Source organism: Actinomadura sp. K4S16 (genome assembly GCF_008327685.1).
In the GTDB taxonomy this organism is placed as follows: domain Bacteria; phylum Actinomycetota; class Actinomycetes; order Streptosporangiales; family Streptosporangiaceae; genus Spirillospora.
This window is the reverse complement of record NZ_BDDE01000020.1, coordinates 29,432-53,729: the sequence shown is the minus strand read 5'-3', so window position 1 is coordinate 53,729 and position 24,298 is coordinate 29,432. Positions and strand designations below refer to the sequence as shown.

Annotated in this window: 23 protein-coding genes; 4 read left to right on the top strand and 19 right to left on the bottom strand. The window is 72.0% G+C overall.

Annotated elements, in window-relative coordinates:
* Positions 1–6: 6 nt before the first annotated feature.
* Positions 7–309 carry a hypothetical protein gene (locus K4S16_RS31640; RefSeq protein ID WP_149262742.1) on the top strand — a complete coding sequence of 101 codons (303 nt, stop codon included), beginning with the start codon at positions 7–9 and terminating at the stop codon, positions 307–309.
* 43 nt (positions 310–352) lie between these two features.
* Here K4S16_RS31640 and K4S16_RS31635 read toward each other — a convergent pair whose 3' ends face one another.
* Positions 353–739, bottom strand: coding sequence for a VOC family protein (locus tag K4S16_RS31635; protein WP_149262741.1), 387 nt, complete (start codon positions 737–739; stop codon positions 353–355).
* Between the two features lie 149 nt (positions 740–888).
* Between K4S16_RS31635 and K4S16_RS31630 the strand changes: the two genes are divergently transcribed.
* A complete protein-coding gene (locus K4S16_RS31630; protein WP_149262740.1) occupies positions 889–1,362 on the top strand; it encodes a hypothetical protein in 474 nt (157 codons plus the stop codon).
* Here K4S16_RS31630 and K4S16_RS31625 read toward each other — a convergent pair whose 3' ends face one another.
* Positions 1,363–2,397 (bottom strand): hypothetical protein, encoded by a 1,035-nt coding sequence (locus K4S16_RS31625; protein ID WP_149262739.1) that lies wholly within the window; start codon positions 2,395–2,397, stop codon positions 1,363–1,365.
* 115 nt (positions 2,398–2,512) lie between these two features.
* On the opposite strand from K4S16_RS31625, the gene K4S16_RS31620 reads away from it, so the two are divergent.
* Positions 2,513–3,127 (top strand): TetR/AcrR family transcriptional regulator, encoded by a 615-nt coding sequence (locus tag K4S16_RS31620; RefSeq protein ID WP_149262738.1) that lies wholly within the window; start codon positions 2,513–2,515, stop codon positions 3,125–3,127.
* On the opposite strand, the gene K4S16_RS44585 is transcribed toward K4S16_RS31620, so the two are convergent.
* Together K4S16_RS44585 and K4S16_RS31615 are read right to left on the bottom strand one after the other, a co-directional pair.
* Positions 3,108–3,254 (bottom strand): hypothetical protein, encoded by a 147-nt coding sequence (locus tag K4S16_RS44585; RefSeq protein ID WP_160161097.1) that lies wholly within the window; start codon positions 3,252–3,254, stop codon positions 3,108–3,110. The two genes, K4S16_RS31620 and K4S16_RS44585, sit on opposite strands and share 20 nt — an antisense overlap.
* A gap of 21 nt (positions 3,255–3,275) precedes the next feature.
* The gene (locus K4S16_RS31615) at positions 3,276–4,316 is read right to left on the bottom strand and encodes a LacI family DNA-binding transcriptional regulator (protein ID WP_149262737.1); all 1,041 of its coding nucleotides are present in this window, start codon (positions 4,314–4,316) and stop codon (positions 3,276–3,278) included.
* A gap of 160 nt (positions 4,317–4,476) precedes the next feature.
* On the opposite strand from K4S16_RS31615, the gene K4S16_RS31610 reads away from it, so the two are divergent.
* A complete protein-coding gene (locus tag K4S16_RS31610) occupies positions 4,477–5,832 on the top strand; it encodes an amidase (RefSeq protein WP_235037192.1) in 1,356 nt (451 codons plus the stop codon).
* A gap of 152 nt (positions 5,833–5,984) precedes the next feature.
* Here K4S16_RS31610 and K4S16_RS44580 read toward each other — a convergent pair whose 3' ends face one another.
* The 15 genes from K4S16_RS44580 to K4S16_RS31545 form a co-directional block, all read right to left on the bottom strand.
* Positions 5,985–6,143, bottom strand: coding sequence for a hypothetical protein (locus tag K4S16_RS44580; protein WP_160161096.1), 159 nt, complete (start codon positions 6,141–6,143; stop codon positions 5,985–5,987).
* Between the two features lie 114 nt (positions 6,144–6,257).
* Positions 6,258–8,000, bottom strand: a complete 1,743-nt coding sequence (gene cydC, locus K4S16_RS45255) for a thiol reductant ABC exporter subunit CydC (RefSeq protein ID WP_200842235.1) — start codon at positions 7,998–8,000, stop codon at positions 6,258–6,260.
* Between the two features lie 91 nt (positions 8,001–8,091).
* A complete protein-coding gene (gene cydD / locus K4S16_RS45250) occupies positions 8,092–9,747 on the bottom strand; it encodes a thiol reductant ABC exporter subunit CydD (RefSeq protein ID WP_200842234.1) in 1,656 nt (551 codons plus the stop codon).
* On the bottom strand, positions 9,744–10,751 hold the full coding sequence (gene cydB / locus K4S16_RS31600; protein ID WP_149262735.1) for a cytochrome d ubiquinol oxidase subunit II: 1,008 nt from the start codon (positions 10,749–10,751) through the stop codon (positions 9,744–9,746). Before cydB ends, cydD begins: the two co-directional genes overlap by 4 nt.
* A gap of 9 nt (positions 10,752–10,760) precedes the next feature.
* Complete coding sequence (locus tag K4S16_RS31595) at positions 10,761–12,179, bottom strand: cytochrome ubiquinol oxidase subunit I (protein ID WP_149262734.1); 1,419 nt, start codon at positions 12,177–12,179, stop codon at positions 10,761–10,763.
* Between the two features lie 201 nt (positions 12,180–12,380).
* Positions 12,381–13,259, bottom strand: a complete 879-nt coding sequence (locus K4S16_RS31590; RefSeq protein WP_149262733.1) for a serine protease — start codon at positions 13,257–13,259, stop codon at positions 12,381–12,383.
* 142 nt (positions 13,260–13,401) lie between these two features.
* Positions 13,402–14,685, bottom strand: a complete 1,284-nt coding sequence (locus K4S16_RS31585) for a hypothetical protein (RefSeq protein WP_149262732.1) — start codon at positions 14,683–14,685, stop codon at positions 13,402–13,404.
* A complete protein-coding gene (locus K4S16_RS31580) occupies positions 14,685–15,950 on the bottom strand; it encodes an ATP-grasp domain-containing protein (RefSeq protein ID WP_149262731.1) in 1,266 nt (421 codons plus the stop codon). The genes K4S16_RS31585 and K4S16_RS31580 overlap by 1 nt, the downstream gene beginning before the upstream one ends.
* 92 nt (positions 15,951–16,042) lie before the next feature.
* Positions 16,043–17,299, bottom strand: a complete 1,257-nt coding sequence (locus K4S16_RS31575; protein ID WP_149262730.1) for an MFS transporter — start codon at positions 17,297–17,299, stop codon at positions 16,043–16,045.
* The gene (locus K4S16_RS31570; RefSeq protein WP_149262729.1) at positions 17,296–18,564 is read right to left on the bottom strand and encodes an ATP-grasp domain-containing protein; all 1,269 of its coding nucleotides are present in this window, start codon (positions 18,562–18,564) and stop codon (positions 17,296–17,298) included. The genes K4S16_RS31575 and K4S16_RS31570 overlap by 4 nt, the downstream gene beginning before the upstream one ends.
* A gap of 21 nt (positions 18,565–18,585) precedes the next feature.
* Positions 18,586–19,716, bottom strand: coding sequence for an amidinotransferase (locus K4S16_RS31565; protein WP_149262728.1), 1,131 nt, complete (start codon positions 19,714–19,716; stop codon positions 18,586–18,588).
* Entirely contained in the window at positions 19,709–21,211 is a 1,503-nt protein-coding gene (locus K4S16_RS31560; protein ID WP_149262727.1) for an iron-containing redox enzyme family protein, read from the bottom strand. Before K4S16_RS31560 ends, K4S16_RS31565 begins: the two co-directional genes overlap by 8 nt.
* Positions 21,208–22,293 carry a 50S ribosomal protein L11 methyltransferase gene (locus K4S16_RS31555; RefSeq protein WP_149262726.1) on the bottom strand — a complete coding sequence of 362 codons (1,086 nt, stop codon included), beginning with the start codon at positions 22,291–22,293 and terminating at the stop codon, positions 21,208–21,210. The genes K4S16_RS31560 and K4S16_RS31555 overlap by 4 nt, the downstream gene beginning before the upstream one ends.
* Complete coding sequence (locus K4S16_RS31550) at positions 22,290–22,652, bottom strand: Rieske 2Fe-2S domain-containing protein (protein ID WP_160161095.1); 363 nt, start codon at positions 22,650–22,652, stop codon at positions 22,290–22,292. Before K4S16_RS31550 ends, K4S16_RS31555 begins: the two co-directional genes overlap by 4 nt.
* Positions 22,653–22,792: 140 nt before the next feature.
* Positions 22,793–24,190 (bottom strand): iron-containing redox enzyme family protein, encoded by a 1,398-nt coding sequence (locus K4S16_RS31545; RefSeq protein WP_160161094.1) that lies wholly within the window; start codon positions 24,188–24,190, stop codon positions 22,793–22,795.
* Positions 24,191–24,298 lie beyond the last annotated feature (108 nt).

Here is a 24,298-nt window from a genome sequence, read left to right as displayed (position 1 = left end):
GCGGCGATGCAGGTGATGATCCGCTGGAAGATCAAGCCGGAGCAGGTGGAGCGCGAACTGGAACTGCTGCGGGAGGTGTACGCGGAACTTCGGGCGGTCCGCCCGGACGGCCTCCGCTACGCGACCTTTCGGCTCGACGACGAGGTGACTTTCATGGACATCGTCGAACTGGACGACGGTCCCGAGGTCCTGCGGCGAATCGAGGCGTTCCAGCGGTATCGCTCGACCCTCGATGAGCGGTGCGACGAGGCCCCGGCGATGACGGCGCTGCACCAGGTGGACTGCTACGGATTCAACGCTGGGTCGTAGCCGTCCTGCTCTTCCCAAACGAGTACCGACGGCAGAGTATCCGTCAGGCTGAACCGGACGGTGCCCGGCTCAGGTCCACGATGCAGAAGGGGTTGCCGTCCGGGTCGGCGAGGACGACGAAGTCGGGGTTCGGGGGGTAGAGATCCCAATCGAGCCTGCTCGCTCCGAGGCCGATCAGCCTCTCGACCTCGGCCTCCTGCTCGGCGGTGGTGTCCACCAGCAGGTCGAGATGGAGACGGGGATGGGGCTCGACGGGCGATTCGCTGCGCATCAGACCCAGGGCCCGGCCCGATCCGTCCGCGTGATTCAGCGTCTTCCAGTTCGGGCCTTCCCATTCCGGGGAGGCGACCAGGTCTAGCGCGGAGGTCCAGAACGTCACGGCACGGGGAACGTCGGTTACACCGATCACAGGGAATCCGAGTCTCAGCACGTGACCGAGCTTAGAAGGCACCGAGAGGACACCACGGCCAGACCGTGCCGTGGCCGGCGCTCCCTCAAACGGCGGACGTTCGGCGGGGTGGCGCGCTCGGCCACGGCAAGGAACCGATTTTCGGTGTGGGTCGTCTCAGCGGGGTGAGTGTGGCGACGACGGTTCTGCCGCTGGCCGGGGTGGCTCTCGGGTCCGCTGGGACGCTGATCGGGCAGTACCTCTCGACGCGGGTCGAGGCGCGGCGGGCGCGGTTCGAGCAGGCGAGTGCGGAACGGTCGGAGCGCAAGGAAGCGCTCATGGAGTTCCTGTCAGCGGCGCAGCAGGTGGAACTGTTCCTGGATCGGCTCTCCATGGGAGAGCGAGTCGAGGAGTCCGAGAAGTGGCAGTACCTGCACTCGCTCTGGCTCGCCAAGAAGGTCTTCGAACTCGTGTGCTCGCCCTCGGTCGCGCAAGCGGCTCACGACTACACCCTGGCCCTTCATGCGCTGCTCCGGGGACAGGACGCGGGTGCGCAGTCCAAGCGTGAGCTCCGTTTCGCGTTCATGGAGGCCGCGCGCCGGGAGCTCGGAACGGCGGACGAGCCGCTGAGGCGGGATCCGCGGCCGCCCGCGCCCGGCGATTAGCTACTCAGGGCGAATGCGGTTGCGGCCGTATTCCGCGAGGGCGTGGAAGGCGGCCTTGGGTTCCCAGGGCAGGCCCGGGTGGGAGGTGCTCGTGCGGCCTTCCGGGAGGACCTTCACGACGCCGAAGGACGCCTTGTCGAAGTCGCGGTCGTCGCTTTCCGCGTGGGGCAGGTCGTAGCGGGCGAAGGTGTAGGCGAAGGCCGCGTCGATTCCGGAGTCCTCGAAGATGTCGAGGAGTTCGCGCAGGTAGTCGGCCTGTTCCTGCTCGTCGCGGACGACCGGGCGGGTGAACCGTGCGGGCCGGGCCCGGTCGTTCCATTCGATGACCTCGTCGCCGCGGCTCGCGATGGCGGCACCCCCGCGGTAGGGGGCGCAGCCGAACTCGGTGACCGCCGCGGGCTTGCCGTGCGCTTTCAGGGCCTGGAGCCCGGCCGGGAGCTGGTCGGCGTTCTGTGCGTCGCGGTAGCCGGCGTCGGTGGCGACCACGTCGAACTCCGTCCAGTCGACGCCTTCGAAGGGCAGTGAGGCGTAGCCGATCCGGCCGCCGAACTCGGCCCGCACGGCCGCGACGGCCTTGCCGAGGAAGGCGTTGACCGCGGCGGGCAGAGTGGCGAGCGCGGAGCGCACCCGCTGCGGGTCGGACAGGACGGCGGCCCTTTCGAGGAGCGTGTCGCCGGGGAGGAAGCCCGCGGTGCAGATGGAGATCTCCGAACCGGTGAGGAAGACCACCTCGGCGCCGTCGCGGCGCAGACGCTCCGCGCGGGCCGCGCCGTCGGTCAGGAAGTCGAGGAGTTCGTCCTGGGTGAGGTCGTTGGTGAACGGGCAGTACCAGACCTCCAGCCCGGCCTCGGCCGCGAGGCGTGCGGCCGTCTCCAGCCGGTCGCGGTGGCCGCCGGTGATTCGGACGGCGTCGCAGCGCAGCTCGTCGCGGATGACGGCCATCTCGCGGCGGACGGTGTCCGGGTCGAAGGGCTCGCGGGTGGTGGTCCCGGCGCTGGTGAACCCCGTGTCGTAGTTGATGCCGAAGACGCGCATGGTCGTTCCTCCCGAAGATTTAGGGTACGCAACGTACCCTATAGCCTCCGCGGTAGAGAAGGGCATGCGGCTTTCTTGGCGTACGCTTCGTACCCAAGGAGCTGAAGGGGAAGGCATGGCCGGGAGCGGAGGGTCGCGGCGGCGCGGGGCGGCGCTGGAGGAGGCGATCCTGGAGGCGGCGGCCGAGGTGCTGCGGGAGTCCGGTGCGGCGGGCCTGACCATGGACGAGGTGGCCCGGCGGGCCGGCACGAACAAGAACGCGATCTACCGCCGCTGGCCGAACCGCGTCGCGCTCGGGGTCGCCGCGTACCGCCGGCTGGCCGACGCGGAGACCACGGTGCCGGACACCGGTTCGCTCCGCGACGACGCGCTCGACCTGCTGCGACGAGCCAACAGCACCTGGTCGTCGCCGTACGGGGAGATCCTGCGCGGACTGATCGCGGCGGCCGGGGGCGCGCCGGAGATGCTCGCCGAACTGCGGGAGGGCGGCGGTGGCGGCGCTTACGAGGCGGCGTGGCTGACCGTGCTCGGGCGGGCGGTGGCGCGGGGCGAGGCCGCGCCCGAGGCGCTGCATCCGCGGGTCGCGTCCACGCCCGTGGCGCTGCTGCGCAACGAGTACATGGCGCGGGGCGTCCCGGCCGTGCCGGACGGCGTGCTCGTCGAGATCGTGGAGGAGGTCTTCCTGCCGCTGGTCCGGGGGCGCGGCGCCGTCAGCGGATCAGGTTCTTGACGCCGCGGGCCGCCAGGTAGGCGGGGTCCTCGGCACGGCTCTGCAGGACGATGGCCGAACGCTCTCCCCGGTCGACGAATTTCATGAGCGGGTCGAAGAGCCGGGCGAAGCCGGCCAGCGTCTTCATGCTTTTCGCAGCGGCCTGCCGTCAGGACTCCTCGACCGTCCCCGGTGCGGTGGAGGCGCGGACGGCGAGGCGGGGGCGCAGGCGCTCGGACGGGGCCGTCCGCCCCGCGAGCAGCTCGGCGAGCAGGTCGAGAGCCCGCGCGCCCATCTCCCGCATGGGCGAGACGACGCTCGTGAGCGGGATGGGCAGTTCCGCCGCGAGGGGCGTGTCGTTGTAGCCGGCGACCGCGACGTCCTGGCCGGGACGCAGGCCGTGGTCGCGCAGGGCGCCGAGCGCGCCGATGGCCGCGAAGTCGTTGACCGCGAAGACGGCCGTGGGCGGCGGGTCGTGGCGCAGGAGGCGTTCGGCGGCGTCGCGCCCGCCGGCCGCGTCGAACCCGCAGTGGACGACGTGGGAGTCCGGCACGGGGAAGCCCGCCTCCCGGTAGCGGTCCACGAAGCCGGCGGTGCGGTCGGCGCCGGTGCTGGCGAAGGGCTCGCCCGCGATGACGCCCACCCGTCGGTGGCCGAGGGCGAGGAAGTGGTCGGCGACCAGACGGCCGCCGAGGCGGTCGTCGCAGGTGACGGACGGGTGCCGGCCGGCGTGCCGGCTGACCAGGACGAACGGGACGCGCCGCTCGGCGAACTCGTCGAGGAAGGCGGCGCCCGTGTGCGCGTCACCGAAGACCAGGCCGTCGACGTGGCGGGACAGCGCCAGTTCGGTGCGCGCCCGCTGCTGCTCCGGCCGGTCGTGGCTGTTCATGACGAAGGTGGTGAGGCCGTGCCGCGCGGCGGCGTCCTCGATGCCCTCGTAGACCGTGGCGAGCACCAGGTCCGACAGCCGGGGGACGAGGACGCCGACGAGGTTGCTGCGCCGGGTGCGCAGGCTGGTGGCGTGCGGGTTGGGGCGGTAGTCCAGCCGGGCGGCCCAGCGCCGGATCTCCTCGGCGGTCTCGCGGGACGCGGCGCGCTGGGCGTCCTCGGCGGAACCGTTGAGCACCCGGGACACCGTGGAGACGTCGACGCCCGCCGCCTGCGCGATGGTCCGCAGCGTCGCGGGCCGCCGCCGGTCGCTCCGGGCCACTCGTCCGCCCTCCTGTCACCGCGCCCTTGACAGGGCCGCCGTCCGGTGTCTTTTATACAACCCAAACGTTTGACCCAATCGTTTGGGTCACCAAATGATCCACCCGGTCGAGGGGAAAGAGGCGAGCCGTGGCACGAAGGGGCGACGCGGGGAGGCCGGCGTGATCGGCCTGCCGCCGGGGGCGGGCTGGTTCGCCCGGCATACGGTCGCGGGACTGGCCGGCGCCCTGCGGGACGGGCGGACGTCCCCGGGCGAACTGGTGGAGCGGGCACTGGCCGAAGCGACCCGGCTCGAAGCGCTCAACGCGTTCGTCACGCTCGACGGGCCCGGGGCGCGCGCGGCGGCGGAGCGCGCCGGACGGGAACTGGCCGCGGGCCTGGACCGGGGCCCCCTCCACGGCATCCCCGTGGCGGTCAAGGACGTCATCGACACCGCCGGGCTGCGCACCACGATGGGTTCGCGCCACCACGCGGACCGGGTGCCCGAGCACGACGCCGAGTGCGTGCGCCGGCTGCGCGCGGCCGGCGCGGTCATCGTCGGGAAGACCGCGACGCACGAGTTCGCCTTCGGTCCGACCGGCGACCGTTCGCTGAACGGGGCGACCCGCAATCCGTACGGGGACGGGCGGCTCGCGGGCGGGTCCAGCAGCGGGTCGGCCGCGGCCGTGGCCGCCGGCATCGTGCCGCTCGCGGTGGGCACGGACACCGGCGGATCGGTGCGCATCCCCGCCGCGTGCTGCGGGATCGTCGCGCTCAAGCCCACCCTGGGCGCGGTGCCGACCGGCGGCGTCTTCCCCGTCTCGGCCTCTCTGGACACGGTCGGCCCGATGGCGCGGACCGCCGATGACTGCCTGCTGCTGTGGAACGCACTGGTCGGACGCGACGCGCCGGCCCCGGACATATCCGGCGCCCGCGTCGGCTGGTTGGTGCCGGACGCCGTCCACCCGGTGGATCCGCGCGTGAGCGCGGCTGCCCGCGCCGTGGTGGAACCCCTGCTCGTGCGGGACGTCACGGTCCCTGACATCGCGCGGTTGCGCTGGGCCTATACCGCGATCCAGGGCGGCGAGGTCCACCGGCTCCACGCGGAACGGATGGCCGCCGCGCCGGAACTCTACGACGAGGAGGTCCTGGCCCGCCTGCGGGCCGCCGGGCGGTTCACCGCCGAGGACACCGCCGCGGCCCGCGAACTCCGGGAGCGGGTCCGGGGCGCGGTGACGGACCTCTTCGGACGCTTCGAGTTCCTCGCCATGCCCACCGTTCCGGTCGTCCCCCCACCGCTCGGCGCCCGGAGCCTGGCGCTGAACGGGACGCCCGTCGACGTCCGGGCCGCGCTGCTGGCGTTCACCAGCCCGTGGAGCGTGCTCGGACTCCCCGCCGTCAGCCTGCCCGCCGCCCTCATCGACGGGCTGCCTGCCGGTGTCCAACTGATCGCCAGGCCGGGCGCCGAGCGCCTGCTGCTCGCCGCCGCCCGTCACCTCGCCAAGACGGCGTCCTCCGCCCCGGCCGTAATGGAGTAGCCCACGCCGCCGTCAGCCCGGGTCACCGCAGCGAGAAAGGACCTGCTTTTGGGGTACCGCCAGCTCAACCGTGACGGCACCGTGCTCGCCGACGGGTCACCTCGCCCACGCCTCCGCTCCCCGGCTGCTGGCAGAGCAGATCCGGGACGCGGTCAATGCGTACTGAGAACGTCCGCGTGCTCGCTGTTCGCGCCGCTTCCGGCTGGTGGCGGGGCGGGAGCGGCGGCTCGGGCGGCGTCCAGGGCGCCGATCGTGGTGGCCAGGGCGAGGAGCACCATCGCGATCCGGAGTGCGATGCGCAAGATCTTCATCTGTGGGATCCCCCGATCCGTCGACTGGATCCTGTACTCCGTGTGATGCGGACGGACCGGGACGTGTTCTCCGAACTCCTCAGAAAAGGAGCAACGGGCGGTTCGGTGGACGGGTCACGTGAGTTGGGGAGCCGGTGCGGTGGCCTGCTCGCGCCGCCAGAGCGAGCGGTAGGGGCCGGGGCGGTCCAGGAGGTCGGCGTGGGTGCCCCGGTCGGCGACGCGGCCCCCGTCCAGCACGATGATCTCGTCGACGGCCTCCAGGCCGGCGAGCCGGTGGGTGACCAGGAGCGTCGTCCGGCCCTCGGTGGCGGTGAGGAGGTCGACGGTCAGCTCGTCGGCGGTCGCGATGTCGAGGTGCTCGGCGGGCTCGTCGAGGAGCAGGATCGGGAAGTCGGCGAGGAGCGCGCGGGCCAGGGCGATGCGCTGGCGCTGGCCGCCGGAGACCTGGGCGCCGTGCTCGCCGACGCGGGTTTCGAGGCCGTCCGGGAGGGACTCGACCCAGTCGAGGAGCCGGGCGCGGCGCAGCGCGTCGCGGATCTCCTCATCGGTGGCGCCCGGGCGGGCCAGGCGGATGTTCTCGCCGACGGTCGAGTCGAACAGGTGCGCGTCCTGGGCGCAGAGGCCGATGACCCGCCGGACGTCGTCGCCGGAGAGCGCGCGCAGGTCCACGCCGTTGAGGGACGTCCGGCCGCCGGAAGGTTCCAGGAAGCGGAGCAGGACGGAGGTCAGGGTGGTCTTGCCCGATCCGCTCGGGCCGACGATCGCGCAACGGCGGCCGGGCGCCAGGTCCAGGGAGACGCCGTCGAGGGCGTAGGGCGCGTCGGGCGTCCACCGGGCTCGGAGGTCCTCGACCGCGAGCGTGTAGGGCGCCGCGGGCAGCGGGGCCGGGGCGTCCGGCTCCCGCACCGGGGGCGGGGCGTCCAGGACGGCGAAGATGCGCGCGGCCGAACGGCGGACACGTTCCAGGTACTGCGCGGCCATGGGCAACCCGGCGACGACCTCGAACGCGGCCAGCGGGAGGAGGACGACGACCGCGAGCAGGACGCCGTCGAGTGCTCCCGAGCGGACGGCCGGTACGCCGACGGCGAGACTGCCCCACACGGCCAGACCACCGGCAAGGGCGGAGATGGCGGCGCCTGCCCCCGCGGTCGTGGCGGAACGGGCCGTGGCGCGCGTGAAGTCGCGATCGAGTTGCGCGGCCTTGGCGAGCTGCTCAGGCGCGGCGCCGTAGGCGATGAGCTCCGGTGCGCCCTGCAAGGTGTCGACGACGTGCGAGGTGAGTTCGCCGCGCAGGTCGGTCGTGCGGCGTTCGGCGCGGCGGGAGAGGACGGACGACAGCCAGGGGGCGGCGAGCCCGGCGAGCAGCAAGGCCAGCAGGAGGACGACGCCCGCCGAGGGAAGCAGAAGCCAGGCGAGTCCGACGGAGGCCCCGCCGACGACCGCCGCCACGGTGCAGGGCAGCAGCACCCGCAGGAAGAGGTCCTGCACGGCGTCGACGTCGGCGACGAGCCGGTTCAGCAGATCGCCGCCGCGGAAGGCGGGGAGGCCGGAGGGCGCGAGCCGCTCCAGCCGCTCGTACACGCGGGCCCGCAGGTCGGCGAGGATCCGGAACGTCGCGTCGTGCCCGGCGAGGCGCTCGACGTACCGGAACACGCCCCGGCCGAGTCCGAACGCGCGGACCGCCACGATCGCGACCATCAGCATGAGCACCGGCGGGTGCTGCGCCGCGCGCGAGATCAGCCACGCCGACGTCGCCATGAGCCCGACCCCGCTGCCGAGCGCCAGCACCCCGAACAGCACCGCCAGGGCGAGCCGCCCCCGCGCCGGCCGGGCGAACCGGAGAAGCCGGAAGATCATGCCCTCACCCCCGCCTCGTCCGCGAAGCCGTTGCCACGGGCCGAGCCCTCCGTCACAGGGAGCCCGCAGGTTTCACGTGAATCATTCGCGCTCATGTCGTCACCAGGGCCGGGGTGAGCGGGACCGTGCGGTCGGCCATCGCGGCCAGCGCCGGGCGGTGGGCCACGAGGATCACCGTGCGGGACGCCGTCAGGCGGCGCACGGCGTCGAGGACGGCGGCCTCGCTCTCGGCGTCCAGGTTGGACGTCGGCTCGTCCAGCAGGAGGAGCGGGGCGTCGCGGAGGAAGGCGCGGGCCAGGGCGATGCGCTGCCGCTGGCCCGCGGACAGGCCCGCGCCGCGGTCGCCCAGAGGCGTGTCGAAGCCCGATGGCAAGGCCTCGACGAACGCGAGGGCGTTGGCGGCGCGGGCGGCTTCGCGGACCTCGGCGTCGGAGGCGTCCGGGCGGCCGAGGCGGATGTTCGCGGCGACGGAGCCGGCGAACAGGTGCGGGCGCTGCGGCACCCAGGCGATCCGCTCCCGCCAGGCGTCCGGCGAGAGGTCGGCGAGATCGTCCCAGTCGACCAGGACGCGGCCCGAGTCCGGCCGGACGAAGCCGAGCAGCACCGAGAGCACGGTCGACTTGCCCGCACCGCTCGGACCGACGAGCGCGACCGTCTCGCCCGGGTGGACGGTGAGCGAGAAGTCGTCGAGGGCGGGGACGTCGCGGCCGGGGTACGTCACCGTCACGCCGTCCAGGCGGAGCGTCGCGCGGTTCGGGTCGGGGACGTCCCGCCGCGTCCCGGCGGGCGGCGGCGGCGTCTCGAGGACCTCGAAGATCCGCGCGGCGGCGGTGAGGCCCTCGACGCTCGCGTGGTACTGCGCGCCGACCTGGCGGAGGGGGAGGTAGGCCTCCGGTGCGAGGATCAGGACGAGCAGCGCGGTCTCCAGCCCGAGGCCGCCCTCCACCAGCCGGAGCCCGATCGACACGGCGACCAGCGCGACGGACAGGGTGGACAGCAGTTCGAGGACGAGGGCGGACAGGAACGCGATCCGCAGGGTGGACATCGTCGCGCGGCGGTGCCGGTCGGTGATCTCGCGGATCCGGTCCGCCTGCGCGCGGGCCCGGCCGAAGATCTTCAGCGTGGGCAGCCCGGCGACGACGTCCAGGAAGTGGGCGGCGAGCAGGGAGAGCGTCCGCCACTGCCGGTCCATCCTGCGCTGGGTGGTGAGCCCGACCAGGATCGCGAAGACGGGGATGAGCGGCAGCGTCGCCGCGATCGTCACGGCGGACAGCCAGTCGCCCAGCAGGATCCGCGCGCCGACCGCCACCGGGACGATCACCGCGAGGACGAGTTGCGGCAGGTAGCGGGAGAAGTAGTCGTCCAGCGCGTCGATCCCCCGGGTGGCGAGGGTGGCGAGCTCGCCGCTGCGCTCGCCGGACAGCCAGCGCGGCCCGAGGGCCAGGGCGCGGGCGAGCAGCCGGCCGCGCAGCTGCGACTTCACCGCGGCGGACGAGCGGTGCGCGGCGACCTCCTGGAGCCACGCGACGAGCGTCCGCCCGAGGACGACGGCGAGGAGCAGCAGCAGCGGGGTGCGCAGGTCGCCGAGCGAGGCGCCGCCCAGGAAGGCGCGGGTGAGCATGTCGGCGAGGAGCGTCGCCTGCGCGATGATCAGCCCGGCGGTGGCCGTGCCGAGCAGCACGGACGCCGCCAGGAAGGGGCGCGTCGTGCGTGCGTGGCGCAGCAGCCGCGGGTCGAGGGGTTTCATGCGACCGGCTGCTTCACGGGGATGTGGGACGTGCCGATCCGCTTGCGGAAGACCCAGTACGTCCAGCCCTGGTAGATCATCACGATCGGGGTGAACACCACGGCCACCCAGGTCATGATCTTCAGCGTGTAGCCGGAGGAGGCGGCGTTCGCGGTGGTCAGGCCGCCGGTGCCGAGCGTGGACGGCAGGACGTCCGGGAACAGCGCCAGGAACAGGGTCGCGACGGCGAGCACGATGGCGGCGCCGGTCCCGATGAACGCCCAGCCCTCGCGGCCGCGCCGGTTGGCCGCCGCGGCGGCGAGCAGGCCGGCGGCGGCGCCCGCGGCGGTGAGCCAGGTGACGGGCTTGCCGTACTGGAGCTGGGTGATCAGCAGGAACCCGCCCCCGGTGACGACCGCGGCGACCACGGCGAACTCCGCGATCCGGCGTGCCCGCGCCCGGACGCCCCCGGACGTCTTGAGCGCGAGGAACACCGCGCCGTGCAGCAGGAACAGCGTCACGGTGGTGAGCCCGCCGAGCAGCGCGTACGGGCTGAGGAGGTCGGCGAGCGATCCGGCGTACTCGTGGTCGGCGGCCAGCGGCACGCCCCGCACCATGTTGGCGAACGCGACGCCCCACACGAACGCGGGCACGAGGCTGCCCCAGAAGATCGCCTTGTCCCAGCGGGACCGCCAGCGGGCGTCGTCGCGCTTGCCGCGGTACTCGAACGCGACGCCGCGGACGATCAGCGCGAGCAGGATCGCGAGGAGCGGCAGGTAGAAGCCGCTGAACAGGGTGGCGTACCACTCGGGGAACGCGGCGAAGGTGGCGGCGCCGGCGACGATGAACCACACCTCGTTGCCGTCCCACACGGGGCCGATGGTGTTGATGACGACGCGGCGCTCGACGTCGTCGCGGCCGAGCACGGGCAGCAGCATCCCGACGCCGAAGTCGAACCCCTCCAGGAAGAAGTAGCTCGTCCACAGGAAGGCGATGATGATGAACCAGGCGGTGGTGAGTTCCATGACGGGGCCTCAGTAGGCGAACGCGAGCGAGCGCTCGGAGTCGGAGTCGGATCCGGGGCCGTCGGACGGCGGCGGCAGCACCTCGTCCTCGGACGGCGGCCCGGCCTTGGCGTACTTGAGCATCAGCCCGGTCTCGATGACCAGGAGGACGCCGTAGAGCACGGTCAGCGACACGACCGAGATGAGCATCGACGTGGCCGTCACGCCGGGGGAGACGCTCGACGCCGTCTTCAGCACGCCGAACACCGACCAGGGCTGCCGCCCCATCTCGGTGAAGATCCATCCGGCGGAGTTGCCGATGAAGGGCAGGGTCAGCGACAGGATGCCGATCCGGTAGACCCAGGGGTTGGAGGGGAGCCGGCCGCGCCGCAGCAGCCACAGCCCGGCCAGCGAGACCAGCGCCATGACCATCCCGGCGCCGACCATGACGCGGAAGTTCCAGTAGATGACCGGGATCATCGGCCGGTAGTCGCCGGCGCCGTAGCGCGCCTCCTCGGCGGCCTGGACGTCGTTGATGCCCTTGACCTCGCCGTCGAGGGTGCCGGTGGCGAGGAAGGACAGCACCCGCGGCACCTTGATCCCGAAGACCTCCTCGTCGCCGTTCAGCGTCCCCACGGTGAAGATCGAGAAGGACGCGGGCTGCTCGGTCTCGTAGAGGGCCTCCGCCGCGGCCATCTTCATCGGCTGCTGCTCGGTCATGACCTTGCCCTGCAGGTCGCCGGTGATCGCGACGCCGATGGACGCGATCGCGGTGACGGCGAGGGCGAGCTTCAGGGACGGCCGGAACACCTCGACGTTCCTGCGGCGGGCCAGGTGCCAGGCGCTGACGCCGGCCATGAACATGCCGCCGGTGGCGAACGCCGCCGTCATCGTGTGGGGGAACGCGACGAGCTGGGTCGAGTTGGTCAGGACGGCCCAGAAGTCGGTGAGGACGGCGCGTCCGGACTCGTGGTCGATCCGGTAGCCGACGGGGTGCTGCATCCAGGAGTTCGCGGCGAGGATGAAGTAGGCGGACAGCAGCGTCCCGACGTGCACGATCCAGATGCAGGCGAGGTGCAGGCGCTTCGGCAGCCGGTCCCAGCCGAAGATCCACAGGCCGAGGAAGGTCGACTCCACGAAGAAGGCGAGCAGGCCCTCGATGGCGAGCGGCGCCCCGAAGATGTCCCCGACGAACCGGGAGTAGTCACTCCAGTTCATTCCGAACTGGAACTCCTGCACGATGCCGGTGACGATCCCCATCGCGAAGTTGATCAGGAAGAGCTTGCCCCAGAACTTGGTGGCGCGCAGGTACGCCGTCTTCCCCGTCCGCAGCCAGGCCGTCTGGAGCACCGCGACCAGTGCGGACAGCCCGATCGTGAGCGGGACGAAGAGGAAGTGGTACACGGTGGTGATCCCGAACTGCCACCGGGCTATGTCGACGGTGTCCATGGGCGCAGGCCTCTCCCGCTCAAGTACTACAAGCTGTAGTACTACATCCTGTCAGAAATACTACGAGCTGTAGTACTACGAGCGGTCGTTAGTTGGGTCACTCGCCCCGGACACGGCCGGACGGGGCGGCGCGAGGGGTGCGCCGCCCCGTCCAGGGCAGGTTTGCGTTCGGTGTCGCGGCCGCGTGAGCGCGGCGGCGGGTCAGCCAGTGGGGCGCGGGACCAGGCAGCCCGGGCGGTTGAAGTCGAGGACGCTGCCGGGGCCGATGCAGGCGGCCAGGATGTAGGTCTCCTGGGCGTAGCCGATGTGCGGGTGCACCGTGATGTTGCCGGACTCGTCGACCTCGCACGGGTTGTTCAGCGTGCAGCGGCCGCCGTCCTCGTTGATGGTGTTGTTCGCGCCGACGACCTTGCCGGTCGAGGCGTCGACGAGCGGGGAGCCCGACGTGCCGCCGATGACGTCGCATTCGGGGGTGTAGCGGATCGAGTCCTTCCACGTCCACTCCCCTTCGCGGACGCGGTAGGCGAACCCGTCGATGGCGCAGGAGTAGATCTTGCGCCAGTAGCCGGAGACCACGCGCACGTCGGCACCGGCGGTGGGGTGGTCGAGCGAGAGCTGGAGCGCCGGCGTCCGGTAGGACTGCTGGATGCTCGCGTAGCTCCGGTTGAGCTTGTACAGGGTCACGTCGGTGTCGGTCATCGTGGAGTACAGCACCGTCGTGGCGCGCAGGGTGCCGAGCGTGCCCGACCCGCTGGAGTTGAGCAGCTTGAACGTGCGGCTGGACGGGCGGTTCGTGATCACCTGGCCGGCGCTCGGCATGCCGCCCTCGTAGCAGTGGCCGTTGGTGAGCACGAGCGCCGGGTCGCTGTCGGCGGCGGTCGGGGTGCGGACCAGCGAGCCGGAGCAGTTGCTGAGGGCGACGATCCCGGTGAAGTCGACGGCCTTGAGCGGGGCCGGGCGCGCGGGAGCGGCGGCGGCGACGGAGACGGTGGCGGCCGCGGAGGCGGTGGAGGCGCCGGCGGTCAGGGCCGCGGCGCCGACGGCGGCCGCGGCGAGCACTCCGAGAATGCGTCTGTGCATGGCGGGGGTCCTCTCCGGTGAGGGTGGCAGCGTGATGCTAACCAGGCCTCCGCCGCCCAGAAATAGCGAAAATGGACAAAAAGGAGAGCGCCGCGAATCTGGCACGCATTGCAAAGCCGGACCCGCGGCGCTCCCCCGGGGATCAGTAGTGGAACGCCGAGGTCATCCTCGCGCCCTTGGTGCCGAGGTTGACGACGGACGCCCCGCCGGAGGGGACGGTCCGGCAGAACGCGCCGCCGTAGCCGTCCGGAAAGACGAAGAGGCCCCAGACGGCGATCCAGTCCTCGACCGCGCCGGTCTCCGCGTTGAGCATCGGCTCGCTCACGGGGACGACGCGGCGCTGGACGATGTAGTCCTCCTTCAGGCAGTCGGCGACCGTCTCGGCCCACTCGCGGTCGGTCTGGTCCCAGCCCGCGCGGACGCCCCGTCCCGAAAGGCCCGCGACCGGCTTGAGGATCAGCTCCTCCCGCTCGGCGCGGACCTGGTCGGCGAGGTCAGGGGTGAGGGTGCGCGTCCACGGCAGGATCCGGTCGATCAGGGCGTTCTCGTCCGGCGACAGGTCCGCGCGCATGGCCGGATCGGAGACGAGAGGCAGGCAGCTCTTGTAGCTGAACATGGACGCCGTCAGGGGGGTCCACAGGACGACCCTGCCCTCCTCGTAGGCGCGCATGATGGTCTCGACGGGCTCGTCGTTGCGCGGGTCCCTCGCCATCTGGTGGGCGGAGAAGTACCGCAGGACGAGGTCGATCGGGCGGTCGTGCAGGTACAGCCGGCCGTCCCTCTCCTGCACCTGGTGCACTTCGCCGATGAGCAGCTCGATGCCGCACCGCTTCATCGACTCCTGGAAGGAGCGGTGCAGCCCCTCGTACGCCGCCATCCCGTCGACGGCCTCAAGCGTGGCGACGACGGGCGCCTCCTTCTGCGTGGCCTCGACGAAATGCCGCGCTATGGCCGCCGGAGTGTCGACGCTCGACAGGCCGTGCTCGTCGGCGAACGCGGCGAACTCCATGTGGCCGAGCAGGGTGCGGTTGACCTCGCTCATGTCGACGCCGCCGAGTTCGCTGCCGATGTTGAACTCCAGCAGCCGGAACTGCGAGCCGTCGTCGTAGAGATCGGCCCGACCCCACAGGACGGGCTCCGCGTCGAACCGGGTCATGAGGTCGGTGCGGCGCGCGTCCGCTCCGATCGCGGCGCAGAACTTGCGGCGGTCGCCGTCGAACAGCCGGTCCGGCAGGGACGCCATCAGCCGGAACAGCCCGGCCAGGTCGTCCGCGGCCTGGCGCGTCCGCGCCTCCGACGACAGCAGCGGCCGCGTCCCCAGGTACTTGCCCCACGCCTGGCCGAACACGGGCGGGAACTCGACCTCCGACATGACGTCGCGCAGGGGCCCCTCGGCGGCCGCCGCCATGTACTTCGCGGTGACCATCAGGCGGTCTCCTCCACGTCCACGACCAGGTCCTTCTCGATCTTGCGGATGACCTCGCGGTCGGCGTAGATCTGCTCGGCGTCCTCGTGGGCGAGGATGATGTAGCCCATCGTCATGCTCGCGAACAGGTCCGTGCTGGCGTCGACGCGGTCGCCGGTGCTCACCAGGTGCACCGGCGAGTGGTAGCTGGGCAGGTCGCGCGCCTGGTCGTAGATCTCGGCGTTGCGCACGATCCCGGTGGAATGCGACATGAGGAACACGGCCATGACGTTGCGGCGCAGCGTGTAGCCGGGCGGCACCTGCGGGCCGAGGCCGCGGCACACGTCCACGATCCTCGTGACCTGGCTCTCCCCGGTGGCGATCTCGGTCACCGCGGGGTTGCCCGCGCCGGCCAGCCGCGCGTTGACCTCCAGCAGGCGCGGCCCGTCCGGGGTCATCATGATCTCGGTGTGCGCCGCCCAGTTGCGCAGCCCCACCGCGTCCAGCGCGGCGAGCCCGTAGTCGATCAGCTCGCCGTAGGCGTCGGTGTCGTAGGGGAGCCACTCGACGAAGTCGTACACCGCGATGCCCTCGCCGAACGGGACCCGCCGGTACCGGATGATGTCGGTGATCGAGTGCCGGCCGTCGTGGCTGACGGTGTCGATGGCGTACTCGGTGCCGGTCATCATCTCCTGGACGAGGACCTCCTCGGCCAGCACGTCGAGCTTGTCTCGGGTGCCGAGCATGGCCGTGAACTGCTCGCGCCACCCCTGCCCGCCGGGCGCGCGGCTGACCCCGACGGTTCCGGCGCTCGTCGGCGGCTTGACGACGAGGTCCTTTCCGGCGAGACCCTCCCGCTCGATCCAGGCGGCGACCTCGTCGGGGTCGGTCGTGGAGATCTGCCGGGGGACGGGCAGCCCCGCCTCGGCCAGGGCCTGGTGCATGAGGTACTTGTGCCGCCGGGCGTCGACCAGCTCCGGGACGTTGGAGAAATCCGGCGCGAGGGCGTCCGAGCACTCCTGCGCGAGCCGCAGCGCCGCCTCGACGCCGGGGATGACGGCGATCGGCTTCAGCGCGCCGAGCCGGGCGATCGTCTCGGCCATGTCGCCGTGGTGGTTGATGACCGCGTCGTAGTTGCCCGGGTCGTGCGAGGAGTGCAGCGGCGCGAGCGCGGGTCCCGTGTAGTCCATCACGGCCACCGGGCTGAACCCCGCCTCCCGGAGCGCGGGAGCGACCATCGCCGCGGAGGTGAAGGGCCGCACGATTGCGACGACTGGCTTGTCCATGGTGGTCACCTTCTGTTTCGGTCGTTCCGTTCGTTGCGCGGGGGTCGTCCTCGCGGGCGCCGCCGCCGTCGTCCGTGCCGTGTCGTCCCGCCTCAATCGCCGGCCTCGGCCGCGGCGGCCGGCTCCAGGGCCGGGCCGGGCTCCTCGGCCGGGCGCCGCCGCCCCAGCCCGGCGCCCGCGGCCACCGCCGCGGCGCCCACGAGCCCGAACGCCCCGGTCAGCACCCAGACGCCCGAGCCCCACGCGTGCCACGCCGCGACACCGATCATGGGTCCGACGGCGTAGCCGACCTGCTGCGGGATGGTCGCCGCCGCGATGTAGCGGGCGCGCAGCGCGGTCGGCGCGACGAGGCCGGGGTAGGCCATCATGGACGGCGCCGCGATGATCTCCCCGAACGTCCACACGACCGTCGCGAGGAGGAGCAGCGCCACCGGCGTGGGGCCGGTGTAGACCAGATGTCCGGCGCCGAGCATCGCCATGCCGAGCGTCATCGGCACCCCGATCGGCAGGCGCTGCAGCCACTTGGACAGCAGCACCTCGAAGGCGATGACGATGCCGCCGTTGACGGTCAGCAGCATCGCGAACACCCGCTCGTCGTGGCCCGAGCCCGTCACGAACAGAGGCAGGGCGGCCGACGACTGGATGTAGGTCATCGCGGTGAGGAAGAGGCCGAGCACGACGAGCATGAACCGCCGGTCGGCCAGCACCTGCCCGTAGCCGGCGCGGTCCTTGCCGGACCCGCCGCCGGCGGCCTCGGGCTCGGCGTCCGACCGCAGCGCCAGGTAGGCGACCACGCCGAACGCCAGCGACGTCGCCGCGTCCACGTAGAAGAGCGCGCCGTAGGACGCGTAGGTCAGCAGCAGCGCGGCGCCCATCGGGCCGACCGTCGAGCCGACGTTGAAGGTCAGCCGCAGCACCGAGAAGACCATCACGTGCCGGTCCTTCGGCGTCAGCTCGACCACCCACGCCATCGCCGCCGGGCGGTACGCCGTCGCGGTCAGCCCCGCTCCCCCGGCGACGAGGGCGCCGACCCACATGTTCGGCACGTGCACGAGGGCCGCGGTGAGCACCGCCGTGCCCGCCATGGAGCCGACGATGACCCACCGGTACCCGACGCGGTCCGCAGCGGCGCCGCCCACCGCCGACCCGGAGATCCGGCCGATCATGAGCGCGGTCAGCACGACGCCGCTCTCCCACGCGCTGAAGCCCTCGCTGGTCAGGAACAGCACGAGGAACGCGTTGAGGAACGCCGCCAGATTGCTGATCAGGTTCCCGAGGACCAGGATCCGGACCGTCCCGCTCATCTCGCGCAGCGTCGCGAGGATCGTCGGGTGCTCCGCGGACGTCATGGCGCCTGCTCCAGCGGGGTGCCCTCGAACGTGAAGTACCGCCCGGCGTCCGGGATCGCGGCGCGGGTCCGCTCCAGCGTCTCCGCGACCGCGATCACGTAGCCGCAGCGGGCCAGCCCGTTCGGCGGCAGCCGCACCTGCCAGCCCGGCTGCACGGCGAGCTCCACCTCGGCGACCGGCGGGCGCATCGGCTCCCTGTCCACGGTCGCCGAGGTGATCTCCATGTCGTACGGGGGATAGGCGAACCGGATGGACGCCGCCTTGGGCGGCTTCGGGAACGCCACGTCCGGCCGGCGGCCCGCCACCACGTCGGCCGCGGCCAGCGGCCCGTCGACACCGGACGTCAGCAGCCCGAGGTAGGGGATCATCCCCCCGCCGAGCCGGACGTTGATCTCGATGACGTGCTTCGCGCCGTCCGGGGTCAGCTTGAACTCGATGTGCGTGTACCCGTCGGTGAACCCGACCGCCGCGTGGACGCGGGCGAGCATGTCGCGGAAACCGGCGTCGGACAGCAGCGGGTCGCCGGCGTCGACGTCATGGCCGATCTCCTCGAACGCCAGGGTGCCGCTGCCGCCGAGGACCTTGCGCGCCACGATCAGCGGCGTGCACTCCCCCCGGAACAGGACGCACTCGACGGAGATCTCCGGGCCCTCGAGGAACTCCTCGACGACCACGTAGTCGTCGAACTGGCGGATGCCGCCGAGCCGCGTCCCGTCGGTGAGCGCGAACGCGGCCTCCAGCTCCTCGGGCTTCTCGACCTTGCTGAGGCCGAGGCTGCCGCCGAGGTTGCGCGGCTTGACGATGACCGGGTAGCCGATCTCGCCGGCGAACGCGCGCGCCTCCTCCAGCGACGACACGGCGCGGGACGCGGGCTGCGGGAACCCGGCGTCCCGCAGCGCCTCCCGCGTGGCGGACTTGTCCCGGCAGCGCGCTACCGCGCCGGGGTCGAGGACGGGGAACCCGAGCACAGCGCTGAGGTGCGCGGACGCCTCGATGTAGACCTCGTCGTAGCAGAACACGCCGGCGACCTCGTGGTCGCGGGCCACATCGCGCGCCGCCGCCGTCAGCTTGTCCAGGTCGAGGCAGTCGACGACGGTGTGCCCGGCGATGTAGGGCTCCTCCCAGCTCGCCGGGGTCGGGTTGAGCAGCCACAGCCGGTACCGCTGCGACACCGACTTCAGGATGTACTCGCGGTAGACCCAGTAGCTGCTCGCGACCAGGAGAAGGAGCGGACGCTCATCGCCCGCGGGCGGGTCATAGGACATGCGGACCTCGATCGCAGGTTGTCAGGAGAAGTAGTCCTCGGGCCCGCCGCGGCGGCGGACGTCGAGGGTGGCGCAGTGGAAGCCGCCGCCGAAGGTGTTGACCGTGCGGAACGGGACGGGGATGGGAGTGAACCCCTCCTTCTCCAGAACCCGCATCAGCTCGGTCTCCTGCGCCTCGACGAAGATCCGCTCCTGGTCGAGCATCAGGGTGTTCATCGCGATCCACCGGCTGCAGAAGTACATCGTCTGGTCGGCGGGGATGGCGGGCTCGGGGCAGACCATCGTGTCCCAGCCGGCGAACATCTCCGGCAGCTCGGGCACCCGCTCGGGGTTGATCAGCACCCGGCCGGGGCGCAGCGGGACGAACGTGGCGTTCATGTGCATCGGGTGGTCGTCGGCGAACGCGACCTCGTGCACCCGGAACTCGCCGCCGAGCAGCCGCCGCACCCACTCGATGCCGAACCGGTTGGTGACGTGGCTGCGCTGGACGAGGATGTCGCGGCCGAACCGCATGAAGTCGCCCGCGTCCACGATCGGCTCGAACTCCGTGATGACGGAGGTCGCGTCGGGGAACGGGTCGTCCAGGGACATGGTCTCCGGCTTCGCCGCGGCGTAGTCGGGGTTGAAGGACGCGTCGGTGAGCTGCGGCTTCGGCGCCGCGACCCACCGGGCGCCGCGCCGGAAGTAGTCCTTGAAGATCGTCCGGAACGGGTGGGTGGCGAAGTAGTACGACCGCCAGCCCATCGTCGCCTCGACGATCTGGTCGCCGGCGACGAGCGCGATGTCGCGGGGGAAGGTGTGCGACGAGCCGCCGGTGGACGTCCAGTCGGCGGTCCCGAACGGGCGGGACTGGTCGACCGGGTCGGGGCGCCGGACCGTCACGCCCTCGCCCTCCAGGATCGCCACGAACCCTTCGAGCTCCTCCCGGGCCGCCTCGACCTGCTCCTGCGGGAAGCCGCCGCCGCCGTTGCGGCGGTAGAACTCCCATGCCTCGGGCGGGACGGTCGCCTCGATCGCCGGGTGCCACGGCGGGACGGCGGCGCCGTCGATCACGCCGACGATCACCTCCTCCAGCGGGTCCCACTCGTTGTAGGAGCCGACCGGCGAGGACGATCCGGCCGACGGCGCGGCCTGCTGTGCGGTCTCAGTCATCGAGGGACGTCCTTTCGACGGAACGAACGGTGACCCGGGCCTCGGGCGAGGCGGCCTTCAGGCCGTGCAGGCGGCCGCGCGGCACCAGCAGCACGTCGCCCGTGCCGAGCCGGTGCGGGTGATCGGTCGCCCACGCGTACACGTCCACCTCGCCGCCCGTGACCTCCACGAGCCGGTCGGAGTCGTACACGCCGGTACAGAAAGGGCTGTCCGGACGGAGCGTGCTCGTCTCGGCGTCGTCCATCGCGGAGGACGCCAGCGCGGCGCCCGCCTCGGTGTGCCGGTCGAGGTTGTCGGCCCACGCGATCTGCGCGCGGAAGTCGGCGTCGCCCAGGCGCAGCAGGAGCTTGGTGTCCTCGATGCCGCGCACCAGTTCGGGTATGACCATCTCGCCGTGGGCGCGGGCCAGGCCGAGCAGCAGGTTCTCGTAGGTCATCCGCCCGTGGTGGACGTCGATGTGCGCGTGCTCGTCGCAGTATTTGGCGTCCACGCGGTCGCCGTAGACGGCGCGGAGCATGGCGCCGGTGTCGGCGAACCCCTGCGCGAACAGCCACTCCAGGTAGGTCACCGCGGCCATGTAGCGGAACATGCCGCGGTGGTCCTCGGTGAGCCAGTTGAAGTAGTTCACCCCGACCAGGGAACTGGTCAGGTAGAAGTTCCAGTAGGCGTGCAGGTCGGTGCGCAGCCCGACGCTGGCCAGCATCTCCTTGAAGATCGTGCTGTGCTTGGCGCCGTAGACCCCGTACCCGAACTCGTCGTTGAAGATCTTGAAGAGCTCGGACTGCTCGACGCCGTAGGACCCGCCGAGGTTGCGCGCCATCGCCGACGCCTCGGTCAGCGCGTCCAGGGCGAGCTGGATGAGGTGCAGCGCCGCGGCCTCCTCCGGCCGCCGGCACTCGGTGATCAGCCGCATGGTGCCGGTCACCTCGGCCGCCGCGTCCACCGCCGGGTTGCTCCCGGTCATGTCGGCGGGCGCCCCGGCCCCGCTCACCTCGGTGAGGAAGTACGCCTGCAGCTCGTCCAGCGTCCGCACCGGCGGGGCGGTGACGGCGTCGTCCAGGAAGGAGTACGCGTACCGCTCCAGGCCCGGCCGGACGGCGTCGCGCAGCGCCCGCACCTCGTCGCCGTAGAAGAGCTCGAAGTCGTCCTTCGCGGAGGCCAGCCCGGCGGGCGGCAGCAGGATCATGTCGCTCTCGTAGGCGTTGCACAGCACGCGGCCCGCGATGAGCTGCCCGCTGCCGAGGAACTGCGCCTCCGTCGCCGGGACGGAGAAGTCCCGGTCGCCGGCGCCCGGCGGGCCGATCGGCCGCCGGAACGGGTTGCCCTCGATGTAGACCTCGGGCCCCGGCCGGAAGATCGGCTGCGAGCAGTACGCGGCGAGGGCGCTCGCCGCGGCGGCCGTCGGCGCCGTGCCCGTCGTCACCATGCGGGCCGCCGGCGCGCGCACGGCCGCCGCGCCCGCCGCCGGGCCCGTCGCCTCCATGGCGGCGGTCACGCGACCACCTCCTCGGACTCGACCTCGAAGCGGACGCACTCGCCGTCGTGGGCCGCGACCAGCGACACCGGCAGGTCCGGCTGGACGTGCAGCGGGAGGGGCAGGCACTGGATCGCCTGCTTCCAGTGCGAGTCGTGCTCGGGCGCGTTGTCGACCACGATCCCCGGCAGCAGCTCCATCTCGAACCAGAACGCGACCGCGTGCATCGTGCCCGCCGCCGTGGGCCGGACCGTCAGCTCGGTGCGCTGCGGCCGCGCGTCCGCGGTGTAGAAGTCGAACTCGAACACCGTCATCGGCTCCGACAGCGTCCGGTGCTCGTGCTTGGAGAGCCGGGAGTCGAAGTACTCCAGCGTGGACAGCCGGTTGAAGGGCGCGAGGTCGAACCCGTACAGCTTGCCGACGTGGTTCTTGCGGTGCAGCGGCTCGCTCTCGATCAGCTGCGCGATGATCCGGCCCCGCGACGGCATGATCGTCGCGTCCGGGGCGAGGAGGTGCTCGCGGGCGTGCGCGATCGTGCCGAGGACGCCCTCGCCGAGCAGCCCGCAGTCGACGATCTCGGTGACCAGCAGGTCGGCGCGCCTCGGCAGATCGCCGGGCACCGTCATGCGGGTGGACATCTTCGACACGACGCGGACCGCGTCGTCGTACCCGGCCACCTGGACCACCCGCGCCGCGGTCTCGGCGACGGACGGCTGGCCCTCGCAGGCCACCACGTCCCGCGCCCCGGCCCGCGCCGCCATCATCGCGAGCAGGCCCGAACCGGCGCCGATGTCGAGGACCATCGCGCCCGGGGCGGCCGCCACCGCCTGCCGGATCGCCCGGTCGTACAGTTCGGCGCGCTCCTCGTCGTGCAGCATCTCCCAGTGCCAGCGGGGGACCGAGCGCCGGACGGCCCGGTTGCGGCCGATCAGGGCCTCCTGGTTGTCGGCGTCCATGCCGAGGATCAGCTCGAAGGCCCTGGCGGCGTCCTCGTAGCGGCCCTGGTGGTGCAGCTCGCGCCCCCACCTGAGGAACTCGCCGAGCTCCAGTCCGTCGCGGATCTCGGTGACCGCGCCCTGCGTCTGCGGCTGTGCGCTGTTCATCGGCTCTCGGCCCCTTCGTCGTGGGTCGGGTCGGGCGGCAGGTTGGCGAGGATCTCCTTGTGGACGACCGAAACGGGGGCGTCGTCTTCCGGAAGGACGACGACGGCCTCGTCCCCGCTGCGCACCATCGGCAGGCAGGAGCGCTTCACGGCGGAGACGCCGACCTTGGTGCCGTGCCACGGGCAGCTGAGCCGCCGCCCGTCCGGGGTGCGGCGGGCCAGGCTGAGCGGGCCGCCGCGGTGCGGGCAGTGGTCGCGGACGAGCAGCGACCGGTCGCCCTCGTGCAGGACGAAGTAGCGGTCATGGCCGACCATCACGGTGTTGTGCCGGCTCAGATCCATCACGATGACGCGGGCCATCGGCTCCTCTTGTCTTTCGGGCGCGCTCCGGTGACGGGCGGGGTCGGCACTGGGCATGGCGCAGTCAGGCGGGGCAAGAGAGACGGGAGTCTCGGTGGGAGCGTCGAGAGCGGAGAGCGGGAGAGGGGGAGGGGGAGGCGTCAGGCGGGGGTCGTGGCGGGGGTCACCGCGTGGAGCAGGCAGGCGGTCTCCGGCGTGGCCGACCGGATCCCGTAGAGGCGTCCGGCGGGGATCAGCACGGAGTCGCCGCGCGCCAGCCGCTCCGGCGGTCCGGTGGGGGTCGTGACGAGGTCGGCCTCGCCGCGCTCCACCTCCAGGACGATGTCGCCGTCGTGGGTGCGCGTGCCGAACGGGCTCTCGGGAGTCAGCGCGACGCGCTCGGGCGGCTCGGACCCGGTCCGCGCCGAACCGGCGAGCTCCCGGTGCCGGGGGAGGTCGTCCGACCAGCGGATCTGCGCCGCGGTGTCGTCCTCGAACCAGCCGCCGACCAGCCGCGCCTCCGCGATGCCGCGCAGCAGCTCGGGGACGACGCGCGGGCCGTGCCGCTTGGCCAGCGCGAGCAGCACCTGGTCCCTGGTGATGCGGCCGTGGTGCTCGTCGATATGCGCGTGCTCGTCGCAGTAATGCAGATCGACGGCGTCGCCGAATATGCCGCGGAAGACCTTGACCATTTCCACGAAGGCGGGCGCGAAAACGGCCTCCGCATAGGTGACGGCACCCGCGTAACGGAAGAACTTCGCATGGTCGCGGGACAGGTAGTAATAGTAGTTGTTCGTCGCCAGCGGACCGGTCAGGTAGAAGTTCCAGTACGCGTGCACATGGGTCGCCATGGCGCGGCTGCGCAGCATTTTGGCGAAGATCGTGGTGTGCTTGGCGTCGTAGACCCCGTAGCCGAATTCGTCGATGAAGATCTTGAATAGGGCGGACTGCTCGGGGCCGTAGGCGCCGGCGAGGTTGCGCGACATCGCGGAGGCCTCGGTGAGGCCGTCCAGCGCGAGCTGCACCAGGTACAGGTCGGCGGCGCTCTCCTTGTCGCGGGCGCCGGCGATGGCGGTCAGCGCGGGCGACGGCCCGGCGGCGGCCTCGTCCACGACGTGCTGGAAGTAGGCCTCCAGCACCTCGGGAGTGGCCGCGCCGCTGACGTCCACCGCGTCGTCCAGGCAGCCGAACGCGAAACGTTCCAGCGCCGAGACCGAGGTTTCCCGGAGTTCCTTCAGTTGCGGGCCGTAGAAGAGATCGAAATCTTCGTACAGCCCGTCGAGCCCTTGTTCGGGGAGCAGCACCGTCTCGGCTTCGTAGAAGGTGCCGAGGAGCCGGTGTGCGGCGAGCGATCGATGGGCCGACCAGTCGGCGGGCCCGGGCGGGAGGTCGAAGTCGGACTCGGCCAGCGAGCCGGGCACGAGCATGCGGCGGTAGGGGTTGCGGTCGTGGACGACATGGGCGTCACCGCGGAACAGCGGGTGGCCGGCGAATGCCAGGATCCGCTTTCCGAGGGTGCCGCCGGTGCGGGGCGCGGCGGGAGCCGCCTGTGGTTGCACTGTCATTAATTTGTACCGTTCACCTGACTACTTCAAGGGTCGGGTGTAGCTGGAGGCTTGCGCGGCCGATTGTGTCGGCCAGGGTCACCTAGAACGGCTTTCATTTGT